Annotated in this window: 9 protein-coding genes; 8 read left to right on the top strand and 1 reads right to left on the bottom strand. The window is 64.5% G+C overall.

Annotated features, from left to right (window positions below):
- Positions 1-248 precede the first annotated feature (248 nt).
- Positions 249-758 (bottom strand): nuclear transport factor 2 family protein, encoded by a 510-nt coding sequence (locus OXG30_12285; protein ID MCY4135671.1) that lies wholly within the window; start codon positions 756-758, stop codon positions 249-251.
- A 50-nt stretch (positions 759-808) separates the two neighbouring features.
- Between OXG30_12285 and OXG30_12280 the strand changes: the two genes are divergently transcribed.
- From OXG30_12280 to OXG30_12245, 8 genes are all read left to right on the top strand, one after another.
- On the top strand, positions 809-1,645 hold the full coding sequence (locus OXG30_12280; GenBank protein ID MCY4135670.1) for an SDR family oxidoreductase: 837 nt from the start codon (positions 809-811) through the stop codon (positions 1,643-1,645).
- 35 nt (positions 1,646-1,680) lie between these two features.
- The gene (locus OXG30_12275) at positions 1,681-2,544 is read left to right on the top strand and encodes a hypothetical protein (protein ID MCY4135669.1); all 864 of its coding nucleotides are present in this window, start codon (positions 1,681-1,683) and stop codon (positions 2,542-2,544) included.
- Between the two features lie 15 nt (positions 2,545-2,559).
- The gene (locus OXG30_12270; protein ID MCY4135668.1) at positions 2,560-3,888 is read left to right on the top strand and encodes an amidohydrolase family protein; all 1,329 of its coding nucleotides are present in this window, start codon (positions 2,560-2,562) and stop codon (positions 3,886-3,888) included.
- A gap of 87 nt (positions 3,889-3,975) precedes the next feature.
- A complete protein-coding gene (locus OXG30_12265) occupies positions 3,976-5,433 on the top strand; it encodes an ABC transporter substrate-binding protein (protein ID MCY4135667.1) in 1,458 nt (485 codons plus the stop codon).
- A 102-nt stretch (positions 5,434-5,535) separates the two neighbouring features.
- Positions 5,536-6,633 (top strand): branched-chain amino acid ABC transporter permease, encoded by a 1,098-nt coding sequence (locus tag OXG30_12260; GenBank protein MCY4135666.1) that lies wholly within the window; start codon positions 5,536-5,538, stop codon positions 6,631-6,633.
- Positions 6,634-6,711: 78 nt separating this feature from the next.
- Positions 6,712-7,740 (top strand): branched-chain amino acid ABC transporter permease, encoded by a 1,029-nt coding sequence (locus tag OXG30_12255; GenBank protein ID MCY4135665.1) that lies wholly within the window; start codon positions 6,712-6,714, stop codon positions 7,738-7,740.
- Positions 7,737-8,684: an ABC transporter ATP-binding protein gene (locus OXG30_12250; GenBank protein MCY4135664.1), complete on the top strand. Its 948-nt coding sequence runs from the start codon at positions 7,737-7,739 to the stop codon at positions 8,682-8,684. Before OXG30_12255 ends, OXG30_12250 begins: the two co-directional genes overlap by 4 nt.
- A complete protein-coding gene (locus tag OXG30_12245) occupies positions 8,684-9,394 on the top strand; it encodes an ABC transporter ATP-binding protein (GenBank protein MCY4135663.1) in 711 nt (236 codons plus the stop codon). The genes OXG30_12250 and OXG30_12245 overlap by 1 nt, the downstream gene beginning before the upstream one ends.

Genomic DNA, 9,394 nt, shown 5'->3' with positions numbered 1-9,394 from the left:
TGGATCCCATACTTGCTCCAATCCTTGGAGCCTGCGCGAAACCCAGTGCGAATCATTCGGACATGTCGGTTGAGTGTTGGGTTCACGTAAATTCCTACGACTACGTTCAAAACGCCGCTACATACGAGCCCGGAGGCGAATTCACGGCGATCTCGGCTGGTATGTGGCATACGTGCGGTCTGCGCCTCGACGGAAAACTCGAATGTTGGGGGGAATTCGACCAAGGCCAGTTGGATATGCCGTAAGGCCTAGCCGCTGTCTTGCTGGCGGGCGGCCCAGCGGGTTCGGGAGATGATTTCTACTTCGGGGTTGCCGTCGAGGAAGGTCTGCTCCAGCAGGCGGTGGGCGATGCGCCAGCCGTCGGGGGTGCGAACCATCTGGTCGATGTACTTGCCGCCGACGATGAAGGTGTCGCCGCCGGGGGTGTCGGCGATGTACTTGGTGGCGATGAAGTAGCAGCCGGCGATGGCCTTGTCGCCGTCCACCTGCGCCCAGTGACAGCCGTTGATGTGCTGGCTGGCGTCGGCTGGCTCCAGCGAGGAGGCGCACTTGGCCACGATGGCCTCCAGCCCCTCGAACCGCTCGCCCCGATAGTCGGCCACCGCATCCGGCAAGAAGATCTCGCTCAGTGCCTCCCACCGGTGGTTGTCCAGGCTCCACGCGTAGCGAATCTGTATGTGGCGAATGGCGTCGCGATCCAAGAGGTCTTGAATGCGCTCTACGTCTAGGGCCTGGGCGTCTTCTGATCTGGTCTCCATAGGCCGCTCAGATTACGGTGCCGGGCGCAGTCGATTCACAGGAGGCAAAGATGAGCGGACGACTGGAAGGACGGGTGGCGGCCATCACCGGGGCGTCCAGCGGCATCGGGCGGGCCGCGGCCGAGCGTTTCGTGGAAGAGGGCGCAAAGGTGGCCATTGGCGATATCCAGGACGACGCCGGCCAAGCGCTAGCCGAGTCTCTGGGCGACGCCGCCGCCTACTTCCGTTGCGACGTGACCTCCGAAGACGATGTGGCCGCCCTGGTGGACGCCGCGGTGGCCGAATTCGGCCAGCTCGACGTGATGTACAACAACGCCGGCATCGTCGGCGCGGTCGGCCCCGTCGACACCACGCCGTCCGATGAGTGGCACGCCAGCATCGACGTACTGCTCCACGGTGTGTTCTACGGCGTCAAGCACGCCGCCCGGGTGATGAAGCCCCGGATGAGCGGCTCGATCATTTCCATGTCCAGCACCGCCGGGGTGATGGGCGGCCTCGGCCCCCACGCCTACGCTGCGGCCAAGCACGCCGTGGTCGGCCTGACCAAGAACGCCGCCGCAGAGCTGTGTCGCTTCGGCATCCGGGTCAACTGCATCGCCCCTGCGTCGATGCTCACCCCGATGGTGGCCTTTGCCCACACCGGCGATCACACCAACATGGACGGCGCCCGAGAAGAGCTCACCGCCAACTCCCCGCTGGTCGGCCGCCCCGGCCTGGCCGCCGACGTGGCCAACGCCGCCCTGTGGCTGGCCTCCGACGAGTCGGGCTACACCAGCGGCCACACCCTGGCCACCGACGCCGGATTCACTACCGGGGCCCGCGCTGACGCCCCCGGCTTCGCCGACTACGCACCCATGATCCGCGAGGCCGGTCGCACCGGGCTCTAAACGGGACCCAAACGAGCAAGGAGTATCGTCGAGCCGTGCCTGAAGAAGCCCCACTGCTGGCCAACGAAGAAGACCACCCCCAAGAGGTGGTGTTCACCGACGGCGACCGCCGGATCGTGACCATGGACTCGGCCCGGTACGTGGACGCCCGCAACCGGGGCAGCGACGTGGTGGTGCCGTCGTCTTATTTGGGTGTGCTGCCTGCCCGCCTCATGGCCCCTCATCGGCCTAAGGGGGTTATCGGCCACGACGGCTGCATCGGCAAAGACGGCGCGGGCATCTCCGGGCTTTGGTTCTTGGAGGCCCTCGGCATCCCCGCAGCCACCGCCGACGGGATGAGCGCGGAGTTGGGCAACGGCCTAGACCTCTATGAGACCGGGGTCATTTCCCGGCTCAACATCTACGCCGAGCGCTGCGGGGTTGTGGAGGGCATGGCGGTGGCTGAGGCGGCCAAGCTGCTGTTGGACAACGATCCCGGCGAGGTGGACGAGGGCACCAAAATCCGCCGTGAGGTTAAGGCCACCACCGACAGCGGACGCCAGATCGTGGTCACCGACTCCATCGTGTTCGCCCTGCCCGAGGACTCTCGCAACGTGCTGGTCACCGCCGGCCACACTGGGCGGAGCGGCGCCGACTTTCTCTTGGAGGTGAGTCCCCATGGATTCATCTGCTCCGACGGGGGTCGCAGCAAGAACGACGCCGGCATCGCCGGTTTGGCCATCACCGAGGCCCACGGTCTGGCCGGAGCGTGCTGCGATGCGTGGAGTGCCCCGGTGGGCGATGCCTTCAAGGCGTACGATGAGGGGATCATCAGCGCGTGCAACCAGCCGGCCCGCGACCGGGGTGTCGAGGTGGGCATGTCCGTAAAGGACGCCGCCGCGGCCCTGCTGGGAGAGTGAGAAGGACTGAGTCAGATGTCTGAGCCGACGCCCATCGTGATCACCGGGGGAACGGTGATCGACGGCACCGGTACACCGCCCCAGCCCGACACGGCGCTGCTGCTGGAGGGTGACCGGATTGTGGCCGTTGGCCCTGATGCTGGGGCTGACCAGCCGAACGCCACCGTCATCGACGCCGCCGGATGCACGGTCATGCCCGGACTCATCGACGCCCACGTCCACTGCACCTTTGACGACGTGCAGTCCAACGACGAGCTGTTCTTCCACCGCGACCACACCCTGGCCGCGCTCATCGCCGCCCAGAACCTCCAAAAGCCGCTCCTGGCTGGGGTGACCGGGTTCTGCGATCCCGACACGCTGTTCTCCATGGGCCCATCGCTGCGCGATGCGGTTGACGCCGGCGTGGTGGAGGGCCCCCGCATGGCCACCGGGGTGCAGGCCCTGGTCACCGCAGTGGGCGGAACCGCCGGGCGCCTGATCCCCGACACCGGCGTGGTGGGGTATGCCCAGGTGGTGACCACCGTCGACGAGATGATCCAGATGACTCGCCGCCACATCAAGTACGGGGCCGACTGGATCAAGATCCACGCCACCGGGTCCATTCCCCGCCACCAGGGCGAGCTATTGGCCTGGAAGCCCGAGGAGCTGAAGGCGGTGTGCGACACCGCCCACGAGTTGGAAACCCCGGTAATGGCCCACGCCCGCTCAGCCGATAGCACTCGGGCCTGTGCCGAGGCCGGGGTCGATCTCATCCTCCACGCCTCGTTCATGGACGAAGCCGGGTTGGAAGCGGTGATCGACGCCGGGGCCGCTCTCATGCCCACCTTCACCTTCCTGGCCAATCTGGCCGACTACGGCCATCTGGTGGGCGCCGGGGAAGGCATGAAGGACGTGTTCCGGGGCGAGATCGAAGCCACCGCCAAGATGATGGCCAAGGCCCACGATGCCGGAGTGCCGCTGCTGTGTGGTTCGGAGTCGGGGTTCGCCCTCACACCCTATGGCCACTGGCACGCCCGGGAGATGGAGGTGCTGGTGGAGTCGGTGGGGCTGTCGCCGCTTCAGGCCATCGCCTGCGCCACCGCCAACGGGGCCATCGCCCTGCGCATGGAGGGCGAGGTGGGCACGCTGGCGCCCGGAATGGCCGCCGATGTGCTGGTAGTGGACGGCGACCCGGCCGCCGATGTCACCGTGCTGGCCGAAAGGTCCAACCTCCGCCAAGTGATCAGCCGCGGCCAACCGGTGGACTTGGACCGCCCCTGGCCCTCACGAGCGCCCATCGCCGGCGAGAAAGTGGCCAACTGGGCCGCCCAGATCCTCACTCGGGATCTGCTCAACATGGAGTGATTTTTTCGTAGCGAGCGGCTTGTCTGTTAGGGTTCCAAACTTGTGTACGTCCGATCAGTGCACATCCAACGATCTGGAGGGGTATCCATGTCCAAGCTCTTGAAGGTTCTGGCGTTGCTCTTTGCATTCGTCCTTGTGGCCGCAGCCTGTGGAAACGACGATGACGACGACGGCGCGGCGCCCGCGCCGGCAGCCACCGAAGCACCCGCACCCGCAGCGGAAGATGACGACGACCACGACCACGAACACGAGGACGACGACGACCACGAACACGAGGACGACGACGACCACGACCACGAAGAAGAAGAGATGGCCGACGAGATGCCCGGCGTAGTCGAAGAAGACGATGACATGGCCGAAGACGATGACATGGCCGAAGAGATGGTCGAGAGCTGCGGGGCCAACACCGACGGCGATGTGCGCGGTGTTGACACCGAGAACGGCGTGATCACTATCGGCACGTCCCAGCCGTTTACCGGTCGGGCCGCCGTCGCTGGCGAGGGTCTGTTGGGAGGCTTGCAGATGGCGGTGGACGAGGTCAACGCCGCGGGCGGCATCGACGGCTGCACCTTCGAGTTGGCCTGGGAGGATGACCGCTTCGAGATCGAGCAGATGGTCACCAACGTCCGCAAGATGATCGAGCAGGACAACGTGTGGGCGTTTGTGGGCACCGCAGGCTCGCAGGCCATCCCATCCACCTATCCCGACATTGAGGCTGCTGGCACCCCGCTGTGGGGACCGGTGTCGCCCGCCGACCAGGACATCCAAGAGGTGTACCTCACCAACCCGACCCGTACCGAGCAGGGTCGCATCTGCATCGACTACTTCGCCGAGCAGGGTGTGACCAAGGTGGCGGCCATCGGCCAGGACAATGAACTGGGCGAAGAGGCATTCAACGCCATTGATATTCAGGCGCCCGTCAACGGTATGGAGATCACGGCCAAAGAAGAGGTCGAGGTGCTCTCCGACGTGGTCGGCCCCGCCGTGCTGTCGGTGATCGACTCTGGTGCCGAAGCAGTGCTGACCGCGCTGGACAACGCCCAGAACGGCCTGGTGCTCGACCAATTCCATGAGGCCGGATTCGACGCCCTGGTGTGCTCCGATGCCGGTTCCTCCGGTGCCGGTGGCCAGAACACGGTGGGCTTGGCCAACCCCGAGGCTGCCGACGGCTACCTCGGTGCCCTACAAGTGGCACTGCCCGACGGTGACCACGAGTTCGTCCAGCACTGGAGTGCGCTGTGGGACGCCTATGACGGCCCCGGCAAAGATGGCGGCGCCCCCAACTTCAGCCTCCAGACCTACTCGATCATCACCGCATTCTTCGAGCTGTTCGACCGGCTGGACGGGGACTATTCCTATGAGAACTTCCACGCCACCGCCGAGGCGTTGACGAATGATCCCGTTCTGGTGCCCTCCATCCCACCGGTGGCCTGCGGGACACTGCCCGGCGGCCACAGCTGCGCTTCCGGTGCCGGCGTTGCTCAGTACGACGCTGCCACGGAATCCTGGAGCCAGGTCCGGGGCTTCCAGCAGCCAAATTCCTGATCTAGAGCAATCCCTGGGTCTAGCTGAAAACGGCTAGCCCCAGGGCTTTGCCCAGATGAGGGATTCCGACAAAATGCCTTAAGCGGCTGAGGGGGAACAGGAGTGGATCAACTCCTCCAGCAAATTGTGGTTGGCTTGGAGGCCGGCTCGAGCTACGGCCTCATCGGCCTGGCCATCGTGGTCATCATGAAGTCCACGGATGTTCCCAACTTCGCCACCGCGGAAATGGGGCTGGTGGCCGCCTACATGGGCTGGTTCCTGTCCGCTGACCCCGACAAGGGCGGCGTGGGCTGGCCCTTCTGGCTGGCCATTGTCCTCGCGTTGGCCTTTGCCGGGGTGTTTGGGGCCATCACCCAGTTCTTCCTGGTCCGTCCCCTGACCGGGCTGTCAACCCAACCCTTGGCGACGTTCTCCGCCCTCGGTCTGGGCTACATCAGCATTGGCTTCCTGAACAATGAGGGGCTTCCCACTTTCCTGGACTGGTTCCCGGTCACCAGCGAGGGATTCCCCCTAGCGGTGGCGGTGATCCTGGCCATCATTACCGCGGTTTTGACCTACCTGATGATGCGCTACTGGGTGAAGCCCCTCAGCAAAGTGGATCATTTTCCGCTGCTGCTGCTGACCATCGGTTTGACGTTCGCTCTGGGCTCTCTGATCGAAAACCTATGGGGAGCTACCCCGCAGCGTTTCGATGCTCCGTGGTCAGGCGAGACCTTCGACATCGGCAGCACTCGCATCGGTTGGGATCAGGTCGTCACCATCGTGGTGGGGTTGGCCATCGTGGTGGGTCTGGCGCTGTTCTTCCGATCCAAGTGGGGGGTGCGGATGAGGGCCATCGCCGAAGACGGGCCCACCGCCCGAATGCTGGGCATCAACGCCGGAGCAGTCTCGCTCATTGCCTGGGCCATCGGCATTTTCGTGGCCGGGGCCGCCATGATCCTAAACACCAGCTCAACTGTTCTGGAGCTGGGCAGCGCTGAAGGCCTGATTCTCAAGGGATTCATTGCCGCGGTGTTGGGCGGCTTCGTGTCGATGAGCGGAACATTCGCCGGCGGTCTGCTCGTTGGCCTGGGGGAGGCCTTGGCCGGCGGTCAGATCTCCACCAGCTTGCAGCCCACCATCGCATTGTTGGTGGTTGTAGTGGTGCTGCTGGTTGCCCCCGGCGGATTCAGCCGCACTGCCCGGACCCGGGAGGTGTAGGCGATGACAGCTGCCTCCGCTCCTCCCCGACCTCTTTACCCCCCCAAACCCCCTGGGCTTCGCCGATATCGGGAGCAGATGACCACTATCGGGGTATTCGTGTTCCTGGCGCTTCTGCCGTGGATTCCTATTCTCGGCTGGACCGACATCTTTGACAGCGGCAATAACTTCGGGCGGGGCAACCTGGCCTTTGTCTTTGCGTACGGCGCGGCCGCGGTGGGATTCAACCTGCTGGTGGGCTATTCGGGAACATTGGGCCTTGCGGTAGCCGGTCTCTTCGCCTTGGGGGCCTATGGCACCGCAGTGTTGTCGGCCCCCAGCGATGCCCGAGAAGCACTGTCCGGGTATGACTGGCCATTCTTTTTGGCTCTACCGGTGGTGTGCATTGCCGCCGCCATCATCGGCGTGCTGGTGGGCTTCCCCGCCGCTCGGCTCAAGGGCTTCTTCCTGGCCATCGCCACGCTGGCCCTCGGCGAGCTGATCGTCACCATCATCCGGCTCGACGATGACGTATGGAGCGGCCTGAAGACCAACGGCGGCACTGGCAAGCAGGTTCCCCAATTTCTTGTTCCCGGTCTCGACCGCATCCTCAGCGCCTACATGCTGTCGCTTGGGGCGCTGTTTTTGATGATGTTGGCCTACATCGTGCTTACCAACCGGCGGTTGGGCCGCACCCTGAAGGCGGTGCGCGACATCGACATCGCCACCGGTCCCCTGGGCATCTCGTCTACCTATTACAAGCTTGTCGCCTTTGGCCTGTCGGCCTTCGCCGCTGCGTTGGCCGGAGCCATGTGGGCCCAGAACAGCTCGTTTGCCAATCCATCCACGTTCCGCACCCGGCTGCTGGTGTTCTTGCTGGTGGTGCTGATTGTCGGCGGTCTGGGTCGCAAGTGGGGGCCGTTGATCGGCGCGATCTTCTTCGTGTTCCTACGTCAGAAGCTCCAGGACACCCAGAAGCTGCTGTTCTTGATCTTGGGTATCGCCCTGATCCTGGCCGTTCTGGTCTTGCCCAACGGGATCGCAGTGTTGCCCAAGCAGATTCGCGACAGCCGGTGGGTGAAAGACCTCCAGCGAAGGCTGGAGTCGCTGTTGGACTTCTCGACATGAGCGTCGTCGAAACTGCTCCGTCGGGTGCCATCCCCGCCGATTCGGTCGCTTCGCTCGCCGTGGACGACCTGCATGTGGCTTTCGGTGGAAACCGGGTGCTCTTGGGCGTCGACTTAGCATTCACCCCCGGTTTCAACGGGCTCATCGGGCCTAACGGGGCGGGCAAGACCACCGTATTCAACGTGATCTCCGGCTATGTCCGCAGCACTCAGGGTGCCGTTCGCCTGCACGGCGAGGACTTGCTGCACATGTCCCGCACCCAGCGGGTGAAGGCGGGCATTGGGCGCACCTTCCAGGCCCCTCGGCTGATTCTCGACGCCACCGTGATGGAGAACACGCTGTTGGGCCGTCACCATTTGTTCCGCTGGGGTCACTTCGCCGAGCTGTTGTTATTGCCTCAGCAGCGTCGGGAGGAGACCAAGGCCCGGCAGATCTGCATGGAAATGCTTGATCGCTTCGGCTTGGCCGATGTGGCCCATGAGGAGGCCGGCGCCCTGTCGCTAGGTTCGCAGAAGCTGGTAGAGGTGGCCCGGGCCCTGGTGGCCAACCCCACTGTTGTGCTGCTGGATGAGCCCGCCGCCGGATTGGGGGCCGACGATGTGACCGTGCTGCTGCGGGGTTTGCGGCAGATCCAGGTGGAGCGCAACCTGTGTGTGATCATCATCGAGCACGACCTGCAATTGGTGACCAGCCTGTGCCCCAAGATCAGCGTGCTGCATTTCGGCGAGATCATCTCTGAAGGCAGCCCTGAGCACGTGACTTCCGATCCCGCGGTCATCGAGGCCTATCTGGGCCACGGCTTTGAGGCTGAAAATGGCGGCGAGATTCACGAGGTGGACGGGCCTCTGTCGGAGCACCATCACATTGACCATGTGGAAGAGGAGAGTTCGTTGGAAGAGGTGTGGACCGACGACGACACCCCGGAGCAGGAAGAGCCGTCGTAGTGCTGCTCGAGATCAACGACCTGGTTTCGGGCTACGGCCGCCTCGAGGTGCTGCACGGAGTCTCGCTATCGGTGGAAGAGGGCGAGATCGTGTCGGTGCTGGGGGCCAACGGTGCGGGCAAGACCACTTTGCTGCGGGCCATCTCCGGGGTGTTGGACACCTGGTCGGGTTCGGTGGTGCTGGATGGGGAGAACCTGGGCAGCCTGGCCATAGAGCGACGGGCCATGCGAGGGCTCGGCCACTTGCCCGAGGGGCGGGGCATTTTCCAGAACCTGTCGGTTAAAGAGAACCTGGAATTGGGCTTGGGTCTGCGATCCGACGGCGCGTCCGCCATTCGCCAAGACCGCGACCGGCTGTTTGACCTGTTGCCCGCGCTGGCCGAGAAGATCGGCGAGCAGGCTTCATCGCTGTCGGGCGGACAGCAGCAGATGCTGGCGCTGGCCCGGGCCATGATCACCCGGCCCAAGCTTCTTATGATCGACGAGCTGTCCTTCGGCTTGGCCCCCAACCTGGTGGACCAACTGTTCGAGCTGGTGGTGGACCTTCGAGAAGAGGGCGGCACCACCTTCTTGCTGGTGGAGCAGAACGCCGGGGTACTGGAGGTATCCGACCGCACGTACGTGCTGCGCACCGGAAACAACGACATCAGCGGGCCCTCGGCCGAGCTGCGGGCCTCCCACGACCTGGTCCGCTCGTATCTGGGCCACTGA

The organism is bacterium (genome assembly GCA_026708015.1).
In the GTDB taxonomy this organism is placed as follows: Bacteria; Actinomycetota; Acidimicrobiia; order Acidimicrobiales; family Bin134; genus Poriferisocius.
This window is presented reverse-complemented; position numbering and strand designations above follow the sequence as displayed.

Bases quoted from the DNA above. Each gene is read 5' to 3' on its own strand.
- OXG30_12265 (MCY4135667.1), top strand. From the start codon at position 3,976: ATGTCCAAGCTCTTGAAGGTTCTGGCGTTGCTCTTTGCATTCGTCCTT.
- OXG30_12280 (MCY4135670.1), top strand. From the start codon at position 809: ATGAGCGGACGACTGGAAGGACGGGTGGCGGCCATCACCGGGGCGTCC.
- OXG30_12270 (MCY4135668.1), top strand. From the start codon at position 2,560: ATGTCTGAGCCGACGCCCATCGTGATCACCGGGGGAACGGTGATCGAC.
- OXG30_12250 (MCY4135664.1), top strand. From the start codon at position 7,737: ATGAGCGTCGTCGAAACTGCTCCGTCGGGTGCCATCCCCGCCGATTCG.
- OXG30_12255 (MCY4135665.1), top strand. From the start codon at position 6,712: ATGACCACTATCGGGGTATTCGTGTTCCTGGCGCTTCTGCCGTGGATT.
- OXG30_12285 (MCY4135671.1), bottom strand. From the start codon at position 758: ATGGAGACCAGATCAGAAGACGCCCAGGCCCTAGACGTAGAGCGCATT.